22 protein-coding genes are annotated in these 23,743 nt (G+C 76.2%); 8 read left to right on the top strand and 14 right to left on the bottom strand.

Annotated features, from left to right (window positions below):
• Positions 1-12 precede the first annotated feature (12 nt).
• Both FB458_RS01735 and FB458_RS01730 read left to right on the top strand, forming a co-directional pair.
• On the top strand, positions 13-1,350 hold the full coding sequence (locus tag FB458_RS01735; protein WP_141846225.1) for a M16 family metallopeptidase: 1,338 nt from the start codon (positions 13-15) through the stop codon (positions 1,348-1,350).
• On the top strand, positions 1,347-2,723 hold the full coding sequence (locus tag FB458_RS01730; protein ID WP_246061015.1) for a M16 family metallopeptidase: 1,377 nt from the start codon (positions 1,347-1,349) through the stop codon (positions 2,721-2,723). The genes FB458_RS01735 and FB458_RS01730 overlap by 4 nt, the downstream gene beginning before the upstream one ends.
• Here the strand turns inward: FB458_RS01730 and hisN are convergent.
• The 5 genes from hisN to FB458_RS01705 all read right to left on the bottom strand — a co-directional run bounded on the left by hisN (position 2,713) and on the right by FB458_RS01705 (position 7,061).
• On the bottom strand, positions 2,713-3,540 hold the full coding sequence (hisN, locus tag FB458_RS01725; RefSeq protein ID WP_141846222.1) for a histidinol-phosphatase: 828 nt from the start codon (positions 3,538-3,540) through the stop codon (positions 2,713-2,715). The genes FB458_RS01730 and hisN overlap by 11 nt on opposite strands.
• Before the next feature lie 48 nt (positions 3,541-3,588).
• The gene (locus FB458_RS01720) at positions 3,589-4,008 is read right to left on the bottom strand and encodes a DUF2231 domain-containing protein (protein ID WP_246061014.1); all 420 of its coding nucleotides are present in this window, start codon (positions 4,006-4,008) and stop codon (positions 3,589-3,591) included.
• Between the two features lie 61 nt (positions 4,009-4,069).
• Positions 4,070-5,164, bottom strand: coding sequence for a ribosome small subunit-dependent GTPase A (rsgA, locus tag FB458_RS01715; RefSeq protein WP_211355899.1), 1,095 nt, complete (start codon positions 5,162-5,164; stop codon positions 4,070-4,072).
• Positions 5,165-5,169: 5 nt separating this feature from the next.
• Positions 5,170-6,510 (bottom strand): 3-phosphoshikimate 1-carboxyvinyltransferase, encoded by a 1,341-nt coding sequence (gene aroA, locus FB458_RS01710; protein ID WP_141846218.1) that lies wholly within the window; start codon positions 6,508-6,510, stop codon positions 5,170-5,172.
• Positions 6,511-6,527: 17 nt separating this feature from the next.
• Positions 6,528-7,061, bottom strand: a complete 534-nt coding sequence (locus tag FB458_RS01705) for a DoxX family protein (protein WP_170185538.1) — start codon at positions 7,059-7,061, stop codon at positions 6,528-6,530.
• 93 nt (positions 7,062-7,154) lie between these two features.
• Here FB458_RS01705 and FB458_RS01700 point away from each other — a divergent pair, with 93 nt between their 5' ends.
• The 4 genes from FB458_RS01700 (at position 7,155) to rsrA (ending at position 9,916) form a co-directional block, all read left to right on the top strand.
• Positions 7,155-7,994: an SOS response-associated peptidase gene (locus FB458_RS01700; protein ID WP_141846216.1), complete on the top strand. Its 840-nt coding sequence runs from the start codon at positions 7,155-7,157 to the stop codon at positions 7,992-7,994.
• Positions 7,991-8,674, top strand: a complete 684-nt coding sequence (locus FB458_RS01695; protein ID WP_246061013.1) for an alpha/beta hydrolase family protein — start codon at positions 7,991-7,993, stop codon at positions 8,672-8,674. The genes FB458_RS01700 and FB458_RS01695 overlap by 4 nt, the downstream gene beginning before the upstream one ends.
• Positions 8,675-8,921: 247 nt before the next feature.
• Positions 8,922-9,581: a sigma-70 family RNA polymerase sigma factor gene (locus FB458_RS01690; RefSeq protein WP_170185785.1), complete on the top strand. Its 660-nt coding sequence runs from the start codon at positions 8,922-8,924 to the stop codon at positions 9,579-9,581.
• Positions 9,578-9,916: a mycothiol system anti-sigma-R factor gene (rsrA, locus tag FB458_RS01685; RefSeq protein ID WP_141846212.1), complete on the top strand. Its 339-nt coding sequence runs from the start codon at positions 9,578-9,580 to the stop codon at positions 9,914-9,916. The genes FB458_RS01690 and rsrA overlap by 4 nt, the downstream gene beginning before the upstream one ends.
• Positions 9,917-9,934: 18 nt before the next feature.
• On the opposite strand, the gene FB458_RS01680 is transcribed toward rsrA, so the two are convergent.
• On the bottom strand, positions 9,935-11,980 hold the full coding sequence (locus FB458_RS01680) for a DUF6541 family protein (protein WP_141846210.1): 2,046 nt from the start codon (positions 11,978-11,980) through the stop codon (positions 9,935-9,937).
• 152 nt (positions 11,981-12,132) lie between these two features.
• Here FB458_RS01680 and FB458_RS01675 point away from each other — a divergent pair, with 152 nt between their 5' ends.
• Both FB458_RS01675 and FB458_RS01670 read left to right on the top strand, forming a co-directional pair.
• Positions 12,133-13,059, top strand: a complete 927-nt coding sequence (locus tag FB458_RS01675; RefSeq protein ID WP_141846208.1) for an NAD-dependent epimerase/dehydratase family protein — start codon at positions 12,133-12,135, stop codon at positions 13,057-13,059.
• Complete coding sequence (locus FB458_RS01670) at positions 13,056-14,366, top strand: nucleotide sugar dehydrogenase (protein WP_141846206.1); 1,311 nt, start codon at positions 13,056-13,058, stop codon at positions 14,364-14,366. Before FB458_RS01675 ends, FB458_RS01670 begins: the two co-directional genes overlap by 4 nt.
• A 10-nt stretch (positions 14,367-14,376) precedes the next feature.
• Here FB458_RS01670 and FB458_RS01665 read toward each other — a convergent pair whose 3' ends face one another.
• Genes FB458_RS01665 through FB458_RS01630 form a run of 8 tightly spaced genes read right to left on the bottom strand, consistent with a single transcriptional unit; the run spans position 14,377 to position 23,644 of the window.
• Positions 14,377-15,939: a hypothetical protein gene (locus tag FB458_RS01665; protein ID WP_141846204.1), complete on the bottom strand. Its 1,563-nt coding sequence runs from the start codon at positions 15,937-15,939 to the stop codon at positions 14,377-14,379.
• Complete coding sequence (locus tag FB458_RS01660) at positions 15,936-17,189, bottom strand: lipopolysaccharide biosynthesis protein (protein ID WP_170185537.1); 1,254 nt, start codon at positions 17,187-17,189, stop codon at positions 15,936-15,938. The genes FB458_RS01665 and FB458_RS01660 overlap by 4 nt, the downstream gene beginning before the upstream one ends.
• Positions 17,186-18,229, bottom strand: coding sequence for a glycosyltransferase (locus tag FB458_RS01655; RefSeq protein ID WP_141846200.1), 1,044 nt, complete (start codon positions 18,227-18,229; stop codon positions 17,186-17,188). The genes FB458_RS01660 and FB458_RS01655 overlap by 4 nt, the downstream gene beginning before the upstream one ends.
• The gene (locus tag FB458_RS01650) at positions 18,226-19,407 is read right to left on the bottom strand and encodes a glycosyltransferase (protein ID WP_141846198.1); all 1,182 of its coding nucleotides are present in this window, start codon (positions 19,405-19,407) and stop codon (positions 18,226-18,228) included. Before FB458_RS01650 ends, FB458_RS01655 begins: the two co-directional genes overlap by 4 nt.
• Positions 19,404-20,081, bottom strand: coding sequence for a NeuD/PglB/VioB family sugar acetyltransferase (locus tag FB458_RS01645; RefSeq protein WP_246061012.1), 678 nt, complete (start codon positions 20,079-20,081; stop codon positions 19,404-19,406). Before FB458_RS01645 ends, FB458_RS01650 begins: the two co-directional genes overlap by 4 nt.
• The gene (locus FB458_RS01640; RefSeq protein WP_141846196.1) at positions 20,078-20,683 is read right to left on the bottom strand and encodes a sugar transferase; all 606 of its coding nucleotides are present in this window, start codon (positions 20,681-20,683) and stop codon (positions 20,078-20,080) included. Before FB458_RS01640 ends, FB458_RS01645 begins: the two co-directional genes overlap by 4 nt.
• 1 nt (position 20,684) lies before the next feature.
• On the bottom strand, positions 20,685-21,815 hold the full coding sequence (locus tag FB458_RS01635; RefSeq protein ID WP_141846194.1) for an aminotransferase class I/II-fold pyridoxal phosphate-dependent enzyme: 1,131 nt from the start codon (positions 21,813-21,815) through the stop codon (positions 20,685-20,687).
• On the bottom strand, positions 21,812-23,644 hold the full coding sequence (locus FB458_RS01630) for a polysaccharide biosynthesis protein (protein ID WP_246061011.1): 1,833 nt from the start codon (positions 23,642-23,644) through the stop codon (positions 21,812-21,814). The genes FB458_RS01635 and FB458_RS01630 overlap by 4 nt, the downstream gene beginning before the upstream one ends.
• Between the last annotated feature and the right edge of the window lie 99 nt (positions 23,645-23,743).

Genomic DNA, 23,743 nt, shown 5'->3' with positions numbered 1-23,743 from the left:
TAGGGTCGGCGCGTGAGCGACACCGCGACCACGGTCGCCTACCCCATCGCGACGCGCACCCTGGCCAACGGGCTGCGCGTCGTGGTCTCCGAGGACCACGCCGTCCCGACCGTCACCGTCAACCTGTGGGTGGGGGTGGGTTCGCGGCACGAGTCGCCGGGCCGCACCGGCTTCGCCCACCTCTTCGAGCACCTGATGTTCCAGGGCTCGCGCCAGGTCGCCTCGGGGGAGCACTTCACCGCCCTCATGGCGCACGGCGGACGGCTCAACGCGACGACGTGGTTCGACCGGACCAACTACTTCGAGACGGTGCCGACCGGCGCCTTCGAGCTCGCGCTGTGGCTCGAGGCCGACCGGCACGGGCACCTGCTCGACGCGGTGACGCAGGAGAACCTGGACAACCAGCGCGACGTGGTCAAGGAGGAGAAGCGCCAGCGCTACGACAACGTGCCCTACGGCACCGCGCTGCTCGACGTCTACGCCACCGTCTTCCCCGACGACCACCCCTACCACCACCCGACGATCGGGTCGATGGAGGACCTCGACGCCGCCAGCCTCGACGACGTCCACGCCTTCTTCCGCACCTGGTACGGCCCGGGCAACACCGTCCTCACCGTCGTCGGCGACGTCCAGCCGGAGGCGGCGTTCGCGGCCGTCGAGCGGTACTTCGGGCCGCTGCCGGCCACGACGGTGCCGACCCCGCGACCGCCGGCCGCGCTCGAGCCGCTCACCGAGCCGGCCCGGCTCGTGCGCCGCGCCGCCGTGCCCAACGAGCGGCTCTACCTGGCCTTCCGGCTGCCGGTCGACGGCACGCCGGAGTACTACGCGTGCGCCCTCGCCCTCGACGCGGTCGGCGGGCTGGCCACGTCGCGGCTGACCAAGCGGCTGGTGCGCGACGAGCAGGTCGTCACCGGGCTGTCCGCCCACGCGATGGGGCTCGTCGACGGCGTCTCGCTGGGGCTGGTCTCGCTCGACGTCGCCGAGGGCGCCGACCCGCAGGCGGTCGAGGCGGCCGTCGTCGAGGAGCTCGAGCGCTTCGCGCAGGAGGGACCGACGCCGGCCGAGACCGAGGCCGCGCTGGCGGAGACCGAGCGGTCCTGGCTCAGCTCGCTCGCGAGCATGGACGAGCGGGCCGACGCCATCTGCCACTACGCGCTGCTGGCGGACGACCCGACCTTCGTCAACACCTTCCTCGACCGGATCGCGGCCGTCACGCCCGAGCAGGTGCGCGAGGCCGCGGCCCGCTGGCTGGCCCCGTCGGCCCGCGCGGTGGTCGAGTTCCGCGCCGAGCAGGCCGACGAGCAGGACGAGCAGGACGAGCAGGACGAGGTCCAGGAGGAGAGCGCGTGACGACGACGACCGACCCCACCACCGACGTGCCGGTGCCCCGGCCGGCGGTGGCGCCGCCGGCGCCGTACGCCTTCCCGGCGGCGCGGCGGGTCACCCTCGACAACGGGCTGACCGTCCTCGCGTACGACGTCCCCGGGCAGTACGTCCTGTCCGTGCGGCTCGCGCTGCCCGTCCCGCTGTCGCTGGAGCCGCGCGACAAGGAGGGCGTGGCGACGCTCATGGCGCGCACCCTCGACGAGGGGACCGCCCGCTGGTCCTCGACCGAGTTCGCCGAGCTGCTCGAGCGCAAGGGCGTGGCGCTCGGCGCCGGCGTCTCCGAGAGCGGGCTCGTCGTCGACGTCGACGTCGCCAAGCGCCACCTGGGCTACGCCCTCGACCTGCTGCGCCAGGCCCTCACCGAGCCCGCCTTCCCCCCCGACGAGGTCGACCGGCACCGCAAGCAGCGCCTCGCCGAGATCGAGCAGGAGCGGGCGGTGCCGGCGCAGCGGGCCGCGATCGAGCTGGTCGCGACGCTCTTCGACGGCAGCAGCCGCGCGTCGCGCCCGACCGCCGGCACCCGCGAGGGCGTCTCCGGCGTCACCCGCGACGACGTCGCCGCGTTCCACGCCGCGCACGTGCGTCCCGCCGGCGGGACGCTGGTCCTCGCCGGTGACCTGAGCGGCCTCGACGCCGTCGGCGAGGTCGAGCAGGCCCTCGGGGCGTGGTCGGGCGAGGGTGGCGAGCCCACCCCGCCGCCCGCCCCCGCCTACGCCGAGGACCGCGCCCGCGTGGTCCTGCTCGACCGGCCCGGCTCGGTCCAGACCGAGCTCGTCGTCGCCGCCCCCGGCCCGGACCGCCGGGTGGCGGGCGGCTGGGCGCCGTACCCCGTCCTGTCGTTCGTCCTCGGCGGCGGCCCCAACGCGCGGATCGACGCGGTGCTGCGCGAGCAGAAGGGCTTCACCTACGGGATCCGCTCGGCCTTCCGGCCGCGGCGGCGCGAGGGGCTGTTCGTCACCAGCGGCAGCGTGCGGGCCGACAGCACGGTCGAGGCGCTCGGCACCCTCGTGGAGATCCTCGGGGGCGCGCGCGACGGCTTCACCGAGCAGGAGGTGCGCTCGGGGGTCGACTTCGTCTCGCTCACCGCGCCCGCGCGGTACGCGACGGCCGACGCCGTCGCCGACGAGGCCGTGACGATGGCGCTCGACGGGCTCGACACGCAGTTCACCACCGAGAACCTCACCCGCATCCGGGGGCTCGGCGTGGACGACCTCGACGCCGCCTACCGCGCCGCCGTCGACGGGCGCTGGACCGTCGTCGTGGTGGGGGACGCGAGCGCCCACGCCGAGGGGATCCGCGGGCTCGGGCTCGGCGAGGTCACCGTCGTCACGGCGTGACGGCGGGGGCCTCCTGGCCCGAGGGGCCCGTCCCCAGACGGGCGAGGGCGGCCTCGTGCAGGAGGCCGTTGCTGGCCAGCGCGTTGCCGCCCCAGCAGCCGTCCTCGCCGGCCAGGGACGTGAACCGCCCGCCCGCCTCGGTGACGACGGGGACGAGGGCGGCCATGTCGTGCAGCGCCAGCTCGGGTTCGGCGGCGAGGTCGACGCTGCCCTCGGCGAGGAGCACGTAGGACCAGAAGTCGCCGTACGCCCGGCTGCGCCAGCAGGTGTCGAGCAGGTCGACGAGCTGCCGCTGGCGGTCGATGCCGCGCCAGCCCGACAGCGACGAGTAGGACATCGACGCGTCCTCGAGGCGGGCGACCTGCGAGACCCGGTTGCGCCGGGCGCCGGTGAGCGAGCGGCCGCTCCAGGACCCGGAGCCCGCCGCGGCCCACCAGCGCCGGCCCAGCGCCGGCGCCGCGACGAGGCCGACGACGGGACGGTCGCCGTCGACGAGCGCGATGAGGGTGGCCCAGACCGGGACGCCGCGGACGAAGTTCTTCGTGCCGTCGATGGGGTCGATGACCCAGCGCCGGGGGCCGTGACCGGTGTCCTCACCCTCCTCGCCGTGGACCGCGTCGCGGGGCCGGGTGCGGTGCAGCTGCGCGCGCAGCGCCTCCTCGGCGGAGCGGTCCGCGTCGGTCACCGGGGTGAGGTCCGGCTTGGTCTCGACGACGAGGTCGGCGGCCCGGAAGCGCGGCATGGTCACCCGCTCGGCCGCGTCGGCCAGCACGTGCGCGAGGCGCAGGTCGTCGTCGTACGTCGTCGCGCCGCTCACCTGCGACACGCTAGCGGGCCGGGGGTGCCCCGTCCGGGAGCGCCCCGCTCAGCGCTGCCAGACGGCGCGGGCGCCGGAGTCGCCGGTGCGCACGGTCCACCACACCGCGGCGACGGCCGCGACGACGGTGACGACCGCGGAGACCAGCGCGGGGGTGCGCCGGGAGCGCAGCAGCGCCAGCGCCGCCGACGTCACGAGCAGCGCGACGGCGAACCACGGCAGGACCTCACCGAGCTCCCCGTGCTCGCGGGCGACCTGACCGCCGAGGGAGGCCTGCAGCGACTCGCCGCTCTCCTTGGCCAGCAGCGACGCGCCGGCGACGAGGGCGTTGCCGACGACGACCCACCACGCCTTGACGCGCCACGCGGGGCGGACGGCGACGAGCACCGTGAGCAGGGCCATGAGCGGGAGCAGGACGACGACGGCGTGCACGACGAGCGGGTGCAGCGGCAGTCCGGTGATGGTCACCAGGTCTCCTCGGGTCCGGGGGAGGGGGTACCGGGGGAGACGCCCCCGGGGCTGGGGTGGTTCAGGCGGGGTCGGACGCGTCGCCGGCGTCCTCGCCGCGCTCGTCGCGCTCGTCACGACCGGTCCGGGCGCGCAGCAGCCGGCGCAGCGAGTCCAGGCGCGACGGACCGGCCGGGCCGGCCGCGCCCGAGGCGACGAAGTCGTCGAGGCCGCACTCGGGCTCGTCGTGGGTGCAGCCGCGCGGGCACTGCTCCGTCCCCGGCTCGAGGTCGGGGAAGTGGGTGATGATCCGGGCCGGGTCGACGTGGGCCAGGCCGAAGGAGCGCACCCCCGGGGTGTCGACGACCCAGCCGTCGCCCGTCCCGTCGGCCGACGGCAGCCGCAGCGCGACCGCGGACGTCGAGGTGTGCCGCCCGCGGCCCGTGACGTCGTTGACCCGTCCGACGGCGCGCAGCGCGTCGGGCACGAGCGCGTTGACGAGGGTCGACTTGCCGACCCCCGAGTGCCCGACGAGGACCGACACGCGGCCGGCGAGGCGCTCGCGCACCTGCTCGGCGTGCGCGACGACGTCGCCCTCGCGGGCGGTGACGACGTGGGGCACCTGCAGCGGCGCGTACGACGCCAGGAAGGGCGCCGGGTCGGTGAGGTCGGCCTTGGTGAGGACGAGTAGCGGGTCGAGCCCGGCGTCGTACGCGGCGACGAGGCAGCGGTCGATGAGGCGCGGGCGGGGCTCGGGGTTGGTCAGCGAGGAGACGACGACGAGCTGGTCGGCGTTGGCGACGAGGACGCGCTCGACCGGGTCGGTGTCGTCGGCGGTGCGCCGCAGCACCGAGACCCGCGGCTCCTGCGTGACGATGCGGGCCAGCGCGTCGGGGCTCCCGGTGACGTCGCCGACGAGGCCGACGTGGTCACCGACGACGACGCCCTTGCGGCCGAGGTCGCGCGCCTTGACGGCGGTGACGGTCCGCTCCGGCGTCCCGTGCCCGCCGTCGCCGGCGGCGACGAGGACGGTGAAGCGACCGCGGTCGACGGCGACGACGAAGCCGGGGACGGCGTCCTCGAACGCCGGGCGCTCCTTGGTGCGCCGCCGCGAGCCGCGCGGGTTGGGGCGGACGCGGACGTCGGACTCGTCGAGGTCGCGCCAGCGGGACGGCACGGGCGTCAGTCCCCCGAGGCCGGGTGCTCGGCGACCTGCGTCTGCGCGAGCATGCTCGCCCACAGGCCGGGGAAGTCGGGCAGCGTCTTGGTCGTCGTCGCGACGTCCTCGACCTGCACACCGGGCACGCGCAGCCCGACGACGGCGCCGGCGGTCGCCATCCGGTGGTCGTGGTAGGTGCGGAAACGCCCACCCCGCAACGGGACCGGCCGGATCCGCAGCCCGTCCTCGGTCTCGGTGACGTCGCCGCCGAGCGCGTTGAGCTCGCTGGCGAGGGCCGCGAGCCGGTCGGTCTCGTGGAAGCGGATGTGGGCCACGCCGCGGATCCAGGTGGGGGAGTCGGCTAGGGCGGCGAGGGCGGCCACGAGCGGCGTCAGCTCGCTGGCGTCGTGCAGGTCGATGTCGAGACCGCCGACCGACCCGTCGCCGCTGACCGTCAGGCCCTCGCGGTCGAGGCTGACGTCGGCCCCCATCGCGTCGAGGATGTCGCGCAGCGCGTCACCCGCCTGGGTGGTGTGCTGCGGCCAGTCCGGCACGCGGACGGACCCGCCGGCGACGAGGGCGGCGGCGAGGAACGGACCGGCGTTGGACAGGTCGGGCTCGACCTGGACGTCGAGGGCGCTGATCTCGCTGGGCTCGACCCGCCAGGTGTTCGGCTCGGCGTCGTCGACGTCGACGCCGGCGTCGCGCAGGGTCTCGACGGTCATCGCGATGTGCGGCTCGCTCGGCACCGGCTTGCCGTCGTGGTGCACGGTGACGCCCTCGTCGTAGCGGGCGCCCGCGAGCAGCAGTGCGGACACGAACTGCGAGGAGGACGAGGCGTCGAGGGTCACCGGGCCTCCGCGCAGTCCGCCCCGACCGCGGACGGTCAGCGGGAGGCAGCCGCGGCCGCCGTCGTCGATGTCGGCGCCGAGCACGCGCAGCGCGTCGACGACCGGCCCCATCGGGCGCACCCGCGCCCCGGCGTCCCCGTCGAGCTCGACCGGGCCGTGGGCCAGGGCGGCGACCGGGGGGACGAACCGCATGACGGTCCCGGCCAGTCCGACGTCGAGCCGGGTGTCGCCGCGCAGCTCGCCGGGCGTGACGAGCCAGTCGGTGGCCGGCGCGGAGACCGGTGCGCCCTCGGCGCGCACGTCCTGGATCCCGACACCGAGCGCGCGCAGCGCCTGCGCCATGAGCAGCGTGTCGCGCGAGCGCAGCGGCAGCCGCAGTCGCGAGCGGTCGTTGGCCAGGGCCGCCAGGACGAGGAAGCGGTTGGTCAGCGACTTGCTGCCGGGCAGCGGGACGACGGCCTGCAGCCGTCGCGGGGCGGTGGGGGCGGGCCAGTCACCGCCGGGGGGAGTCATGCTCGGTGCGGGGTCGTTCAGTGCAGGGCGTCCTGGACCTGCAGCTGGGCCTGCTTGGCCGCCAGCTTGGCCTCCCGCCGGGCCGACTTCGCCGCGTGGCGGGCCTCGCGCTTGGTGACGTGGCCGGCGTTGCGGGCCCGCCAGGCCAGGCCGGGGCGACCCTCGGTGTCGACGGCCGCGAGGAGCGCGCCTCCGACGATGGCGAGGTTCTTGAGGAACTGGGTGCGCTGGAGCGCCTTCTCCTTGGGGTCCTTGACCTCCCAGAAGTTGTGCCCGGCCACGGTGGTCGGCGCGAGCGACGCCGCGGCGAGCAACCCGCCGAGGCGCGGGAGGCGGCCGGTGGCCAGCAGCGCGCCGGCGGCGACCATGGTGGCGCCGTTGGCGCGGACCAGCATCTCCTTGTCGTCCGGCAGCCCGAGGGCCGGGATCGCCTTCTCCAGCAGCGGGGAGGCCTTCTGCACCTTGCTGCCGGGGTGGCGCAGCTGCTCGATCCCTCCGGAGACGAAGATGGCGGCGAGCATCGGGCGGGCGATCCGGCGGACGATCGACATGCTGGGTGGTCCTCTCGTGGCGGGTGCGAGACGCGTCCACCGTAGTTGGTCGGGATGGGGTGGGCGTCGTCGTACCCCCCTAGGGTGGCGCTCATGTGCGGGCGCTACGCGGCGAGCAAGGACGTGGCCGAGCTCGTCCTCGAGCTGGACATCGAGCTCGACGCGACGGCCGAGCCGACGCGCAGCGTCCTCGCCCGACCGCAGGTGCCGCCGCCGGGGCAGCCGGACTTCAACATGGCCCCGACCAAGCAGGCCCCGGTCGTGCTGACCCGGGCCCCGCGGGGCGCCGGCCCCGACGCGGCCGCCGTGCGGCAGCTGCGGCTGCTGACCTGGGGCCTGGTGCCGTCCTGGGCCAAGGACGCCAAGGTCGGGCTGCGGATGGTCAACGCCCGCGCCGAGACGGTCCTCGAGAAGCCGGGCTTCGCCCGGGCGGCCGCGTCCCGGCGCTGCCTCGTGCCCGCGCAGGGGTGGTACGAGTGGCAGGTCTCGCCGACCGCGACCGACGCCAAGGGCAAGCCGCGCAAGCAGCCCTTCTTCATGCACCGCGTCGACGGGGACGTCGTCGCGTTCGCCGGCCTCTACGAGTTCTGGCGCGACCGGGACGTCGCCGACGAGGGCGACCCCGCCGCGTGGCTGACGACGTTCACCATCGTCACCACCGCGGCGGAGCCGGGCCTGGACCGCATCCACGACCGGCAGCCGCTGGTCCTCGAGCGCGAGGACTGGGCGACCTGGTTGGCGCCCGAGGGCACGAGCCAGGACGAGGTCGCCGCGCTGCTGGCCTACGAGCGGCCCGGCCGCTTCGACGCCTACCCGGTCGGCCCGGCCGTCGGCGCGACGCGCAACAACGGCGAGCAGCTGCTGCTCCCGATCCCGCGCGAGGAGCTGCACGGTGTCGTGGACCCGGTGACGGGGGAGGTCGTCGGGTCGTGACGGCCTCCGGGACGGGCGCTGCCGACGCCGTGGTGCCGGGCGCCGAGGTGCACGGGCTCGACACGCCGTACGGCGTCGCCCGGGCGCACGTCCGGCGCCCCCGCGGGGCCCGCGGCACCGCCGTCCTCGGGCACGGGGCCGGGGGCGGGCTCGGGTCGGTCGACCTGCGCGCGGCCCTCGACGCGCTGCACGACGGCGGGTGGGCGACCGTGCTCGTCGAGCAGCCGTGGCTGGTCGCCGGACGCCGGGTCGCGACGCCGCCCCCGACGCTCGACGCCGCCTGGGTCCCCGTCGTCACCGCGCTGACCCGCGGTCGGGGTCGGATGGCGCGGGTGCCGGGCCCGCTGCTGCTCGGCGGGCGCAGCGCCGGGGCGCGGGTGGCCTGCCGCACCGCGGCCGCGCTGGGGGCCGACGCCGTGCTGTGCCTGTCGTTCCCGCTGCACCCGCCGGGGCGCCCGGACCGATCCCGGGCGGGCGAGCTCGCGCTCGTCGTCGACGCCGGCACCCCCGTGCTCGTCGTGCAGGGGGAGCGGGACCCCTTCGGCGGGCCGGACGACGTGGCGCCGTACGTGCCCGTGGGGTGCGTCCAGCCGGTCGCCGGGACGCACACGGTCGCCCGCGGCGCGGCGGGCCGGGTGCGCGAGGTCGTCGCCGGGTTCGCGGCGTCGCTGACCGCCTGAGCCGTCCCCGGGCGGCGCGGGGAATGGGGGTCGGGGGAGGGGCGTTCACGCCAGGGAACCACGAGGGACGCGCCATCCCTCGCGCCGTACACTGCCCCGTCCGCCAGGAGGTCCCGTGCTCGTCCTCGCCGAACCGCTCGCCGGGGGAGCCGGTCGCTCCCCGCGACTAGGCTGGGGGGTGATGACCGACGACACCACGGCCGCGCAGGCCGGCACCAGCGCCGACGTCCTCGACCTCGACGAGGCGATGGCGGCCGCCCAGCGCGAGGCGGACCACACCGTCGACGTCGCCAGCGAGAGCGAGCCCGAGCGCCGGGCCCGTTTCGAGCGCGAGGCCATGCCGCTGCTGGACCAGATGTACTCCGCCGCTCTGCGCACGACGCGCAACCCGGCCGACGCCGACGACCTGGTGCAGGAGACCTACGCCAAGGCGTACGGCGCCTTCCACCAGTACCGGCCGGGCACCAACCTCAAGGCGTGGATGTACCGCATCCTCACCAACACGTACATCAACACGTACCGCAAGCGGCAGCGCGAGCCGCAGCAGTCGGACGCCTCGGACATCGAGGACTACCAGCTGCACCGGGCCGAGTCGCACTCGTCGTCGGGGCTGCGCTCCGCCGAGGACGTCGCGCTCGAGCACCTGCCCGACAGCGACGTGAAGCGGGCCCTGCTCGACATCCCGGAGGAGTTCCGCCTCGCGGTGTACTTCGCCGACGTCGAGGGCTACGCCTACAAGGAGATCGCCGAGATCATGCAGACGCCGATCGGCACCGTGATGTCGCGGCTGCACCGCGGCCGGCGCCAGCTGCGCGAGCGGCTGTCCGGCTACGCGGCCGAGCGCGGGTTCAGGGCGCCCCAGGCGGGCACGTCCAGCGAGACGGTGACGGAAGGAGCCGGACGATGACGACCGGACACTCCCACGAGCACGGCGGCCACCAGCACGCCACCGGGGCGAGCGGTCAGCTCGCGGCCGGCGGCAGCGGGATCGCCACCGACTGCTCCGAGGCGCTGCTGCGCGTGTACGAGTACCTCGACGGCGAGATGAGCCCGGCCGACTGCGCCAAGATCCAGGCCCACCTGGACGACTGCGCCGCCTGCCTGCAGCAGTACCACCTCGACGAGGCCCTCAAGGCCGTCGTCAAGCGGTCCTGCCGGGCCGAGGCCGCGCCCGTCGAGCTGCGGGCGACGATCCTGCAGCGGCTGACGATGATCCGGGTGACCGGCTCCTCCGAGGGCTGAGCACCGGCCCCGGCGGGCTCACAGACCGGGGCAGCCGGTGACCTCGTACAGCTTGAGGTCGCCGTGCGAGAACACGAGGGTCGTGGCCCAGAACCCCTCAGGGATCTGCATGTACGGCGCCGGGCTCGGGGCCGTGGCCCAGGTCGAGTACGTCGGTCCGCCGTTGACCACCCACCGGATGCCGTCCGACCGGAACCAGCCGCAGATGCGGTCGTGGTCTCCGTCGACGATGAGCGTGGACCGCAGGGCGTTGGCGTGCGGGGTGGCCTCGCTGGAGCTCGTGTAGTTGCTCACCCGGACGCCGGCGACCGGGTAGAGCAGGGCCGACCCGTCGAGCGGGTTGTTGAGCACGATGTCCGTGCGGGGCACGATCGTCCCGATGGTCCGCAGGTCGGCGACCTCCTCGGCGCTGGCGAGCCCGTGGGTGGGTTGCCCGGCGAGGGTCGCGTACCACCGCGTGAGGTAGCCCATCGACATCGGGGTCGACGCCGCGACGGCGAGGACGCTGATGACAGCGACCGCGGTCGTGACCGCCGTGGTGGAGCCGAGCCGGGGTCGGCCCGTCGCCGCTCGCCGCACCCGCCGCTCGCGTCGGGTGCGGGGCGCCGGAGCCGCCCCATCCGCCTCGGGCGCCGTCCGGGGGGACGCCCGCCGCACGAGGGAGCGGACCCCGACGCCGGCGAGCAGGACGAGGACGACCGGGGTCGCCGTCGCGCTGCGGTAGCGGTCGGAGTACCAGTAGCGCGTCAGGTCCCCGCTCCACGAGGTCCGCACCGACGCGGTCGTCACGTCGAGCGCGACCAGGACGACGAGGGCCACGGGGAGCCACGCCAGCCGCGGTGAGCGGACGGCGACGACGAGCCCGACGGCGGCCAGCAGCGTGAGGACCACGCTGGGGACGGTGTGGTCGCCGGAGCCGGTGAGGGCGGAGACGACGGCGGTGGGCACGTCCTCGCGCACGGGCCAGTCGACCGCGAGGACGCGGTGGTCGACGCCCGCCAGGGTGGCCACCGCCACGAGGTCCCAGAGCGAGGTCGCGGCCAGCAGGAGGCCGCCGAGGGCGATCGACCACGGCCGCGCCCGGTGGCGCAGGCCGCGGCGGACCAGCCAGCAGAAGCCGACGACGAGCAGCAGCGGCGCGGCGAGCACCAGCCCCCGGGGGTGGTACATGGAGCCGACGACGGCGCCGAGGACGGTGAGGGCGGACCCCAGCGCCCGCCGGGGGCGCCGCTCGCCGATGCCCAGGACGAGCACGAGGCCGAGGAGCACGACGGGGACGTACGCCGCCGCGGCCATCGTCGGCCACAGCACCCCCCACCCCAGCGGCGCCCACGGCATGCCCCACGCCGTCATCGACAGCGCGCCGACCGCGCCGACGACGACGGCGGACCGGCCGAGCAGCTGTCGCGCGAGCAGCATCATGGCGCTCGGCCACACCAGACCGGCCATCAGCACGGCGGTGAGGTTGCACCCGACCACCGCGTCGACCCGCAGCAGCAGGCAGACGGTGGCGGCGAGGGCGGAGAAGGCGGTGGGGTAGAACGACGTGTCGCGGTGGTCGAGGAACCGGTTGGCCGTCCAGGGGTCGGCGGCGCCGCCCTCGACGATGTGCCGGGCCAGGCTCTGGTGGTTGAGCGAGTCGAAGGTCTGCGAGGGCAGCGAGAGGTCCCCGCGGGTGGCGACGAGGAACACGGTCGTCGCGAGCAGGAGCGTGCCCAGCAGCACGTAGAGCACGGCGACGGGGTCGGTCAGCGCCTCCCGAACGCCGGGCGGCTCGGGGTCGGGCGCGGCGCGCCGACGCCGCAGGAGACCGGCGGCGCGGCGGGCGGCGTACCCGGTCGCCGCCACGAGGACGAGGGCCACGCCGACCCCGAGGAGGGTGAAGGGCGCGCGGGTGACCGGCCCCGAGAAGGCGTACGCCGCGACCACCCCGCACACCAGCGGGGCGGCGCCGAGGGCGGCGACGCCGGCGCGGGCGCCCCACGCGAGCAGGACGAGCATGCCGAGGACGACGACGACCACGCCTGCCGTCACCGCCGCGGCGACGGCCACGGGCGAGTCCACTCAGCCTCCTCTCCCGCTGGGGGGCCGATGCTAACGGGCGGGTCCCGGTCCGCCCGCGCGTGGGGTTGGCGTGGGTGGGTGCGGACCGGGACTAGAGTGACGGCCCGGACCGGGACGACCACCCGGTGTCGACGTCACGAAGGGGGAGCCGGGTGCGCCTGCTCATCACCGGCGCAGCTGGTTTCATCGGGTCCAACCTCGCGCGGGCCGCGCTCGCGGCCGGCCACCAGGTGGTCGGTCTCGACGACCTGTCCAACGGCCGCCGCGAGAACCTCGACGGTCTGGGGGTCGAGCTGCACGAGGGGTCGCTGCTGGAGCCGGCCGTCCTCGAGGCCGCGGTGCAGGGAGCGGACTCGGTCGTCCACCTCGCCGCGCTCGGCTCGGTGCCGCGCAGCCTCGAGAACCCGCTGCGCAGCCACCACGCCAACGCCACGGGCACCCTGGCCCTGCTCGAGGCCGCCCGGGCGGCCGGGGTGGGGCACGTCGTCGCCGCGTCCTCGTCCTCGGTCTACGGCCTCAACCCGGCCCTGCCGAAGGACGAGCGGCAGTGGGTCCGGCCGCTGAGCCCGTACGCCGTGTCCAAGCTCGCCACCGAGCAGTACGTGCTGGCGTACCAGCAGTCCTTCGGTCTGGACACCCTCGCCTTCCGCTTCTTCAACGTCTACGGCCCCCGCCAGCAGCCGGGCCACGCGTACGCGGCGGTGGTCCCGATCTTCCTCGACGCCCTGCTCTCGGGCCGGCCCCTGCCCGTGCACGGCGACGGGTCGCAGTCGCGCGACTTCACGTACGTCGGCACGGTCTGCCGGGCGCTGATGTCGGCCGTCGAGCGCCGGGTGTCCCACCCGGAGCCGGTCAACCTCGCCTTCGGGACCAACACCACCCTGCTCGAGCTCGTCCGGCGGATGGAGGGGGTGACCGGGCGCGAGGCCCGGGTCGAGCACCACCCCTCCCGGCCGGGCGACGTCCGGGCCTCGCAGGCCGACAACAGCCGGCTGCGCGAGCTGCTGCCCGACCTCGAGCCGACCCCCCTGGACGACGGTCTCGTGGAGACCGTCCGCTGGTTCGAGGAGCGCCGATGAACCCCACCCGTCTCGTCGTCATCGGGCAGGGGTACGTCGGCCTGCCGATGGCCCTGCGCGCCGCCGCCGCCGGGCTGCAGGTCGCCGGGCTCGACACCGACGGCGCCGTGGTCGAGGCCCTCAACGCCGGCCGGTCGCACATCGACGACGTCGACGACGCCGAGCTCGCCCGCGGCCTGGCCGCGGGCTACCGCGCGACGCAGGACCCGGCCGTCATCGCCGACGCCGACGTCGTCCTCGTGTGCGTCCCGACCCCGCTCAGCGAGGACGGGGGACCGGACCTGCGCCCCGTCGAGTCGGCCGCGCGGGCCATCGGCGACCACCTCACGGCCGACACCCTCGTCGTGCTCGAGTCGACGACCTACCCCGGCACCACCGAGGAGGTCTTCGCCCCGCTCGTGCTGCGCGACCGGTGGGAGCTGGGCACCCAGGTGCGGATCGCGTTCTCCCCCGAGCGGATCGACCCGGGCAACGCGACGTACGGCGTGCAGAACACCCCGAAGGTGGTCGGGGGCCTGACCGAGGCGTGCACCCTCGCGGCGCGCGACTTCTACGCCCGCTTCGTCGACTCCGTGGTGACGACGAAGGGCGCGCGCGAGGCCGAGATGGCCAAGCTGCTGGAGAACACCTTCCGGCACGTCAACATCGCGCTCGTCAACGAGATGGTGCGGTTCTCGCGCGAGCTCGACATCGACCTGTGGGACGCGATCGACGCCGCGGCCACCAAGCCCTTCGGCTACATGGCCTTCCGCCCCGGCCCCGGGGTCGGCGGGCACTGCATCCCCGTGGACCCGTCGTACCTCTCGCACCGGGTGCGGGCCAAGCTCGGCTACGCCTTCCGGATGGTCGAGCTCGCCGAGGAGATCAACACCGCGGCGCCGCTCTACGTGGCGCGGCGGGTCCAGCAGGCCCTCAACCGCCGCCGTCTCGCGGTCAACGGGGCGCGGGTGCTCCTGCTCGGCGTCACCTACAAGCCCGACATCGCCGACCTGCGCGAGAGCCCGGCCGAGCCCCTGGCCGACCAGCTGGCCGCGTGGGGGGCCGACGTGCGCTTCCACGACCCCCACGTGCCCGTCTGGCGCCGCCACCGGCACGACCCGTCGACGGCGCGGACGTGCGAGCCCGACCTCGACACCGCGCTGCGGGAGGCCGACATCGTCGTGCTCCTGCAGCCGCACCGCGAGTACGACCTGGCCCGGCTCGCCGAGCTGAGCACGGTGCTGCTGGACACCCGCGGCGTCGTGCGCGGTGCCGGGCCCGCGGGCGGGACCGACGGTCCCGACCCCGCACGCGTCGAGACCCTCTGACCCCGGCGGCTCAGTCCGCCGCCGACGCCGGGCGGTCGGAGCCCCTCCGGTGGCCGGCCACGAGGATCCCGTTGGCCACCCCGGCCCCGAGGAACAGCGTCCACTGGTGGCCGGGGGCCTGCAGGTACGGGTTCGTCGCGTTGGCGACGACGACCCCCAGCGCGGCGGCGGCGCCGGCGACGAGGGCGCTGCGCGGCTGACGGCGGGCCGCCCGGACGGCCGCGAGGAGCACCAGGGCCGCGCACGCGGCCAGGACGAGCGAGCCGACGACGCCGACGTTCATCAGCACGACGGCGTACTGCAGCTCGAAGTCCCACGGCCGGGCCTCGTTGCGCCGGTACCCGTCGGGCAGGACGGCGCCGAGGCCGCGCCCGAGGACCGGGCTCCCGTGCCAGCCCGCGGCCAGCTCGCCCGCCTCGTCGGCGCGGATCGCGTCGTCCTCGTTGAGCGCCGGGGCGGGCGCGGGCTCCTCGGGGGTCGAGGCGGACGGCGGCGCGTCGCCGCTCGTCCCGCCGGACCCACCGGGCGTCCCGCCGCCGGGGGTCGAGGACCCTGCGCCGGGCGCCGTCGTGCCCCCGGCCGTGGTGCCCGGGGTGCTCGGGGTGGTCGGGGTGGCCTTGCGGCCCGGCGGCGTCGGGGCGGGCAGGGCCACCCCGACCTTGTGCGCGGCGATCGCCGTCGCGCTGCCCACCTGGTAGAGCGTGTTGCTCCCGAGGGGGGTGAGGAGCAGGGCGGCGACCGCGGCCAGGGCGAGGACCTGGTGCAGGGCGCTGCGCCACGACGGGGCCCGGCGGGTGGTCCACAGCCCGAGGGCGCGGACGACCAGCAGCAGCAGGACGGTGAGGGCGAGCGTCAGCAGGAAGGCCCGCCGGCCGGCGCCGATGCACACCGTCGTCGCGACGAGGCTGGCCGGCAGGGACAGCCGCCAGGACGGCGCCCACGACTCGCGCCGCATCGCCAGGGCGGCGACGACGACGGGGGTCGCGAGACCCACGGCGGACAGCCCGTACCACCGCACGCTCAGCGCGGACCCGACCAGGGTGCTCCCGCCGCCCTGGACGCGGGCCACGGCGGCGGGGAAGGGCAGGACGTCGTACGCGTGCAGCATCCACCAGACCAGCAGCAGACCCGAGACGAGCGTCCCCACGACGATCGTCGTCACCACCCGGCGCACGTGCTCCCCCCGCAGGGTGAGCGCCCACGCGACCCACACGGCGGGCGCGACACCCCACACGACGAGCTGGTGCGTCAGGCCGGGGGCGTGGCGCAGCGCCGACCAGAGCGTCCAGGCGGCGAGGAACGCGACGTACAGCAGGAGGGCCCAGCGCAGCTCCCGGGCGACCAGCCGTCCGCCGGCGGCCCGGGCGTCGAGCAGCAGGACGAGCGAGGAGGCGAGCACGAGGGCGAGGACGAGCGCGAGGAGCGCGGTCCGGCTGACGGGCAGCAGGAGGACGTAGGCCAGGCCGGCCAGCTGCACACCGCGGGCGGCCGCGACGGCGCGCGCCGGCAGCACCCGCAGGCGCCGGGAGCCCGCCGGGGTCGGCTCGGGGGGAGGGGGCGAGGAGGGGGTCATGGAGTCTCCGGACCACGGGGGTGGGGGGTCGGCAACAGGGCGAGGAGCTGGCGGCGGCACACCACCGCCATGGCCGCGTAGGCGACCACGCTGGCCAGGGCGCACCCGGTCCCGCCGAGCGCGAGGGCGAGCGGCGGAGCGAGGGCCACGAGGGTGACGGAGCCGGCCAGGGCCGACTGCCACCCCGCCCGGAACCGGCCGAGACCCTGGCAGCCGGCGAGGTCCGCCTGGTACGAGGTCAGGGCGAGGGTACCGAGCAGCAGCAGCCACAGCGCGGGGACCCCGCCGGCGTAGCCCGGGCCGAGCAGCCTCGTCAGCACGACGGTGCCGAGGACGCCGACGGGCACCGCCGCGAGAGCCGTGAGCCCGAGCATGCGCCGCCGCCAGCGGGGGACCATCGCGGCGCTGTCCTCGGCGGACACACGGCGGGCGAGGACCGTCGACATCGCCACCGGGACGAGCCACGCCACGTCGGACAGCGTCGCCGCGGTCCCGTAGACGCCGACCTGGGTCGGGTCGGTCACCAGTCCGAGGAGGAGCCGGTCGCCCTTCCACGCGAAGGCGGCCAGCAGGGCCCACGCGAGCGACCCCCGGCTCAGGCGCAGCAGCGCCCCCCGCCGCGGTCGGGTCCCGGGCGGGTCCGGGTCGCGCCACCCGCAGGTGAGCAGGAGGGCGATGCCGCACAGGCCGCCGAGGGTCGCCGCCACGAAGTAGCTCTCGACCCCCAGCCGGTCGGTCGCGCGGAGCACGCCGACCGAGCCGAGCAGGACGACGGCGGAGAGGAGGTCGCCGCCGACGGCCCAGCGGTGCCGCCCGGTGCCGTGCAGGCCCTCGCGCAGCAGGGTGGCGCAGACGGCCACGACGCAGAAGGCGGCGAAGGCGAGCAGGGTGAGCGGACGGTGCACGTCGCCGAAGACCCGCAGGACGCCGGCCGCGAGGAGCGCCAGGGGGAGGCAGACGAGGGCGACGAGCGGGGCGACGAGGACGACCATGCCGCGGAAGGACAGCCCACCCTGCGGCCGGGCGAGCGTCATCCGCAGCGTCGGCGGCAGGCCCAGGCCCCCCAGGAGGAGGAGCAGGCTGGAGGCGGTGACCCCCGTGACGACGACCCCCCGGTCCGTCGGTCCGAGCCACCGCGCGGTGAGCAGGCCGATGAGGCCCTGGGTGCCGGACACCCCGACGGTGACCAGCGCCGCTCCCGCCGCGGGGTGGGCGAGGGCGGTGCGGGCGCGCTGCACGGTCGCGCTCACGCCGACCCCCCGAGGACCGCGTCCCGCCAGCGGTCGGCCCAGGCCGCGAACGAGTAGTGGTCCTCGACCGCGGCCCGGGCCGCCAGGCCGCGGCGCGCCCGCTCCTGCTCGCTCCCGGTGAGGGCGACGACCAGGGCATCGACCCAGTCGTCGACGCCGTCGACCGCGAACCCGTCGAGGCGCTCCAGCGCCGTGGCGTTCGCGCCGACCGGGGAGCCGACGACGGGGAGGGCGGTGGCGCCGTACTGGAGCAGCTTGTAGGCGCACTTGCCGCGGTTCCACGGGGTGTCCGGCAGCGGGGCGAGCCCGACGTCCCCCTGTGCCAGCGCGGCGGCGAATCCCTCGGGGGTCCAGGGCACCCGCTCCACGACGTCCTCGTACGGCGCCATCGCCGCGGTGGGCGCGGCGCCGCTCACGACGAGGGTCACGGCTCCGGTGCGCCGGTGGACCTCGCGCAGCGCCGGTCCCACCGTGGCCAGGTGGGCCTCGGTGCTGGGGCTGCCGATCCAGACCAGGCGGGGCCGGTCGCCCACGGCCCAGCCGGTGACGGGACGGTAGCGCCCGGGCTCGACGCAGGACGGCACCACCCGCACGTCGCGGGCGTGCTGGGAGGCCCAGTCGGCGAGGTAGGGGTTGCCGGCGAGGACGACGTCCGCGGCCGCCGCCGCGCGCCGGGCCCGCCGCGGGCGGCCGAGCAGCCTGCGGGGGCCGACGTCGTCGTGGAAGAGGGCGTCGTCGAGGTCGTAGGTGCCCCGCCCGGCGTCCCGCAGCAGGCGCTCCTCGACCGCGCCCGTGGACAGGGGCGAGGCCTCCCGCGACAGCAGGACCCGGTGCCCCGGCAGCCGCAGCCCGTGCAGCGAGCGCTCGGCGCGCAGCGTCGCGAGCGGGTCGCGGGCCAGCCCGCCGAGGGCGTTGTCCCGACCTCCGCGGTAGCCGTGGTGCTGAGCGGGCAGGTCGAGGTGGCGCACCCAGTCGAGCAGCCGGACGCGGGTCGAGCCGGCCGCGGGCCCGTAGGCCGCGACGGTGTGCAGGGGGCTCATCGGGAGCGGACCGGGCTCGTCGGGCCCGGGGCCGGCACGAGGTCTCCCAGCAGGGAGGCGACGACGTCGGCGGGGCGGAAGCGCGCGGTCACCCAGTCGCGGGCGGCCGCGCCCATCGCGGCCCGTCGGGCGGGGTCGGCGAGCAGCTCGGCGATCGCGTCGCCCAGGGCGTCCCCGTCCCCGGCGGGGACGACGAGCCCGGTCACCCCCGGCCGGACGCTGTCGACGCACCCGGTGGCGTCGGTCGTGACGGTGGCCACGCCCATGGCCCCCGCCTCCAGGACGACGTTGGGGAAGCCCTCGCGCAGCGAGGGCAGCACGTGCAGGTCGGCCAGGGCGAGGTAGGGGCGCACGTCCGCGACCCGGTCCACGGGGACGACGACGGTGCGGCAGCGGGTGAGGGCGTCGAGGTAGTGCGCCGAGTCGGGCTCGTCCTGAGGGCCGACGACGACGAGCTGGGCCCGGACCGCCCGGCCCTCGAGCCGGGCGAGGGCCCGCAGGAGGGCGTCGATGCCCTTGTCGTGGGTGAGCCGGCCGACGAGGACGAGGGTCGGCACGTCGGGGGCCAGCCCCAGCCGCTCGCGCAGCCCCGCGTCGGGAGGGCGCGGCGCGAAGTGGTCGGTGTCGACGCCGTGGCTGCTGGCCGGCGCCGTCCGGCGCAGCGTCGAGCGGCGGAAGAGGCGCAGGCGCGCGGCGCGGGCGGCGAGGGAGGGGGAGTTGACGACGACCTGGGTGGCGGCCCGCCCGGTGACCCACTCCGTGGCGGCGAGCAGCGCGCGCCGGCCCCCCCGCTCGCCCTCGAGGCGCAGGCCCCCGCAGTAGTAGAGCCGCTGCGGCACCCGCGCCACCGCCGCGACGACGCACCCGAGCAGGCTGGCCTTCGGGGTCGCGCAGACCACGAGGGCGGGCCGCTCGCGGCGCAGCAGCGACCACCAGGCCCGCGCCGCGACGAGGTCGCCGCGCGGGGCGATCTCGCGGGCCATGGGGATCCCGGCCGTGCGCACGCCGGCGGTGTCGCGCAGGTCGTCGAGCTCGGCACCGGGGGAGGTGACGACGAGGACGTCGTACCCCCCGTCGGCGAGCTGGCGCAGCAGCTCGCGGTGGAAGGTGGCGACCGTCATGGCGATGGTCGAGGTGACCACCGCCGTGGGTCGCCCGGTCGTGGGGTCCGCCGTCATCGCGCCGGGACCCCCTTGACGACGGCGCCGACCGGGACCGGGCGCACCACGCACGCCTGCGCCCCCACCGTCGCGCCCGACCCGACCTCGAGGCCCTGCAGGACCACCGCGTGGGCCCCGATGGTCGCGCCGTCGCCCACCGTGCAGCCACCGGAGAGGGCGGCCAGCGGGTTGACGGTGACGAAGTCGCCCAGCCGGCAGTCGTGGGCCACGGCCGCGTTGCTGTTGACGATGACGTGCCGCCCGAGGACCGCGTCCGTGGTGACCCTGGCCCCCTGGCACACGACGGTGCCCTCGCCGAGGGCGACGTGGACGCCGACCGTCGCCGACGGGTGGACGAGGGTCGCCGCGGGTCGTCCGGCGGTGGCGCGGGCGAGCGACGCCCGAGCGGCACCGCTGCCGACCCCGAGGACGACGTGCACGTCCGGGGCCAGGTCGTCCAGCACCGCGGTCGGGCCGAGCAGGGTGACGCCGCGGCGGGCGAGCAGGGCCGCGTTCGCCGCGGAGGCCGCGTCGTCGACGACGCCGAGCAGGCGCCACGCGGGGGGGAGGCCCGCGGCCGACCGCGAGGCCTCGACCGCCTCCACGACCTCGAGGACCTCACGGCCCATCCCCCCGGCGCCCACGACCACGAGGGGGGTCGCCGGCGCCGGCGCGTCCCCGGGGTCGCTCACGCCGTCCGTCCCGGGTCGCCGGTGAAGCGGCTCATGGTGGCCTGGCCGTCGGCGCTGATGCCCTCGCGTCGCAGCACGACGGCGACCGTACGGCAGAGGAGGCGCAGGTCCAGCGCGAGGCTGCGCCGGTCGACGTACTCGACGTCGAGCCGCAGGCGCTCGGCCCAGCCGACCGCGTTGCGGCCGCTGACCTGGGCCAGCCCGGTGAGGCCGGGGGGCACCTCGTGCCGCCGTGCCTGCTCGGGCGAGTAGAGCGGGAGGTAGTCCACGAGGAGCGGGCGCGGGCCGACGAGGGCCATGTCGCCGCGGACGACGTTCCACAGGCCCGGCAGCTCGTCGAGGCTCGTGGCCCGCAGGACCCGGCCCGTGGGCGTCAGCCGCTGCTCGTCCGTGAGGAGCCCCGCCGCCTCGTCGACGTCGAGCATGGTGCGGAACTTCAGCAGCCGGAACGGTTCGCCGTGCCGGCCGGCCCGCGTCTGGCGGAAGAGCACCGGCCGGCCGAGGCGCGCGGCGACGACGGCGGCGACGACCAGCTGCGCGGGGGTCGACAGCACGAGCGCCGGGACGGCGACGACGAGGTCGCGGACGCGGTAGCGGTCCACGTCAGCCCCCCAGGACGTGCCGCAGCACCACGACGACCCGGTCGACGGCCGCGTCGTCGAGGGACGACCCGCTGGGCAGGGTGACGCCCGTGCGGAACAGCCGCTCGCTCGTACCGTCGAGCGTCGCGGGCGCCTGCGCGAAGAGCGGCTGCAGGTGCATCGGCTTCCAGAGGGCCCGCCCCTCGATGTCGGCCTCGTCGAGGGCGGCGACCAGCCGGTCGGCCCGCGCCCCGTCGTCGAGCACGAGGGCGGTCAGCCAGCAGTTGTCGCCCGTGTCGTCACGGGCGCCGGGCCCGGGCCCGAGCACGCGGACCCCGGGCAGGTCGACCACGGCCCGCGCGTAGCGCTGCCGGATGGCGCGACGCCGCGCCATCATCTCGTCGAGCCGGGAGAGCTGGACGCGTCCGAGGGCCGCGAGGACGTTGGACAGCCGGTAGTTGTACCCGGTCTCGGTGTGCTCGTACCAGGGGACGGGCCGGCGCGCCTGGGTCGACAGGTAGCGCGCCCGCGCGACGAGGTCGGCGTCGTCGGAGAGCAGCATCCCGCCGCCGGAGGTGGTCATGATCTTGTTGCCGTTGAACGAGATCGCGGACACCGCGCCGAAGGAGGGCGCGGGCCGGCCGTGGTACGTCGCCCCGACCGACTCGGCCGCGTCGACGATCACCGGGACCTCGAAGGAGGCCGCGACGGCCCGCAGGGCGTCGTGCTCGACGGTCCGTCCGAGCAGGTCGACCGGCATGACGGCGGCGACGCGCCGGCCCTGCGCCCTCAGCTCGGACAGGGCCCGCTCGAGCAGGTCGACCGAGATGGTGCCGTCGTCCTCCCGCGAGTCCACGAAGTACGGCGTCGCCCCGGTGTAGGTGACGGCGTTGGCCGAGGCGGCGAAGGTGAGGGAGGGCACCACGACGACCGTGTCGGGCCCGGCGCCCAGCCCGAGCAGGCCGAGGTGCAGCGCGGCGGTGCCGCTGGAGAGGGCGAGGGCGTGGCGCACGCCGCTGCGCTCGGCCATCTCCGCCTCGAAGGCGTCGACCTCGGGGCCGAGCGGGGCGACCCAGCCCGACATCACGGCAGCGGCGACGGCGTCGCGCTCGCGGACGGTGACGTCGGCCTGGGAGAGCAGGACCCGGGTCACCCTCGGTTCCCCGCGGCGGGGACAGGGACGTCGTGGTCGCGCGCCACCTGCCGCATCCAGGCGCCGGCCTCCTGCGCCGAGGCGGGCGGGGTCCCGTGCACCGCGGCCGGGGCCAGCGGGGGGACGCCGACGGCGCTGACCAGGGGGTGGCTCGTGAGCGCCGCGTCCTCGGTGGTGGAGAAGAGGTCCTCGCCCAGCTTCTCGCCGGGGCGCAGCCCGGTGAACACGATGCGCACGTCGTGACGGCCCGAGCGCCGGACGAGCGTGCGGGCGACGTCGAGGATGCGCATCGGGCGGCCCATGTCGAGGACCATGACCTCCCCGTCGCCGCCCATGGCCGAGGCCTGGAGGACGAGCTGGCAGGCCTCCGGGATGAGCATGAAGAACCGCTCGACCTCGGGGTGGGTGACGGTGACGGGGCCGCCCGCCTGGATCTGGGCCGTGAAGGCGTGGATGACCGAGCCGCGCGAGCCGAGGACGTTGCCGAAGCGCACCGAGACGTAGCGGCCGGTGCCGGTCGCGGCGAACGAGGCCGTGAGCCGCTCGGCGACCCGCTTGCTGTAGCCGAGGACGCAGGTGGGGTCGGCGGCCTTGTCGGTCGAGATGTTCACGACGGTGCCGACCCCGGCCCGCTGGCAGGCGGTGAGGACGTTGAGGGTGCCGAGGACGTTGGTCAGCCAGGCCTCGTGCGGGTAGCGCTCGAGGAGGGGGAGGTGCTTGAGCGCCGCCGCGTGGAAGACGACGTCGGGCCGGGTGCGCTCGAGGACGCCCTCGATGGTGCGGACGTCGCGGATGTCGGCGAGGACGATGTCGTCGCTGTCGAGCAGGCCGTGACCGGTGAGCGACAGCTGCACCTCCTGCAGGGCCGACTCGTCGCGGTCCAGCAGGATCAGCCGCTCGGGGGAGAAGCGCGCGATCTGGCGGCACAGCTCCGAGCCGATCGACCCGCCCGCCCCCGTGACGAGGACCCGGCGCCCGACGATGGACTCGGCGATCGCCGTCGCGTCGAGGTCGATGGGCCGCCGGCCGAGGATGTCCTCGAGGTTGACGTCGCGCAGGTCCCGGGACGTCGGGGGGCCGATGATGTCCTGGACGGCGGGCAGCACGAGCACGGGCAGGTCGCAGGCGGCGGCCCGCTCGGAGAGGTCGCGCAGCAGCCCGGCGTCGGCCGAGGGGACGGCCACGACGAGGGCGTCGGCGTCGTACCGCGCCGCGACGCGGGCGAGGTCCGCGCGGCTGCCGCGGACCCGGACCCCCTCGATGGTCAGCCGCGCCTTGCGCGGGCTGTCGTCGATGAGGGCGACGGGCCGGTACGTCGACTGCGGGTCGCGCAGCATGGCCCGCACCAGCTGCCGGCCGCCCTCGCCGGCCCCGAAGACGACGACGCGCCGTACGTCGGTCCGCCCACCGCGGCGGGCGACCCGCACCGCGCGCACCGCCATCCGGGCGGCCAGCATGATGCCGACCGAGAAGGCACCGGCCACCAGCGGGACGCTGCGCGGCACCGTCGTCGGGGGGACGACGGCGGAGGTGGCGCCGGCGACGAGGACGACGGTGAGGACGACGACCGTCGTGAGCACGACGGCGCGGGCGAGGTCGAGCACCTCCTCGAACGACGCGCGCAGGTGGGAGATCGTGTACGGGCCCAGGGCCAGGCCGAAGCCGAGGTGGACCAGGGCGCAGAGCAGCCCGCACAGGACGCTGCCGGTCGTGATCGCCTTCGCGGCGGCGAAGTCGTAGCGCAGCCACTGGGCCAACGGCACCGCCGCGAACCAGATCACCGCGTCGACGGCCGCCCAGGCCAGGCGGTAGGGATGCTGGTCCCGCACGACGGCCGAGGCGCCCCCCGACCGTCGCGGTCCTGTCACATCCACCGTCGCCTCGTCCCTTCCGACCCCTGTCCGGGAGCCTCCTGAGCCCCGGCTGAG

The sequence above is a fragment of the Lapillicoccus jejuensis genome, from assembly GCF_006715055.1.
In the GTDB taxonomy this organism is placed as follows: domain Bacteria; phylum Actinomycetota; class Actinomycetes; order Actinomycetales; family Dermatophilaceae; genus Lapillicoccus; species Lapillicoccus jejuensis.
This window is presented reverse-complemented; position numbering and strand designations above follow the sequence as displayed.

Coding starts and splice junctions, on each gene's coding strand:
- aroA (WP_141846218.1), bottom strand. CDS start 6,510: ATGACTCCCCCCGGCGGTGACTGGCCCGCCCCCACCGCCCCGCGACGG.
- FB458_RS01705 (WP_170185538.1), bottom strand. CDS start 7,061: ATGTCGATCGTCCGCCGGATCGCCCGCCCGATGCTCGCCGCCATCTTC.
- FB458_RS01700 (WP_141846216.1), top strand. CDS start 7,155: ATGTGCGGGCGCTACGCGGCGAGCAAGGACGTGGCCGAGCTCGTCCTC.
- FB458_RS01690 (WP_170185785.1), top strand. CDS start 8,922: ATGGCGGCCGCCCAGCGCGAGGCGGACCACACCGTCGACGTCGCCAGC.
- rsrA (WP_141846212.1), top strand. CDS start 9,578: ATGACGACCGGACACTCCCACGAGCACGGCGGCCACCAGCACGCCACC.
- FB458_RS01670 (WP_141846206.1), top strand. CDS start 13,056: ATGAACCCCACCCGTCTCGTCGTCATCGGGCAGGGGTACGTCGGCCTG.
- FB458_RS01665 (WP_141846204.1), bottom strand. CDS start 15,939: ATGACCCCCTCCTCGCCCCCTCCCCCCGAGCCGACCCCGGCGGGCTCC.
- FB458_RS01655 (WP_141846200.1), bottom strand. CDS start 18,229: ATGAGCCCCCTGCACACCGTCGCGGCCTACGGGCCCGCGGCCGGCTCG.
- FB458_RS01650 (WP_141846198.1), bottom strand. CDS start 19,407: ATGACGGCGGACCCCACGACCGGGCGACCCACGGCGGTGGTCACCTCG.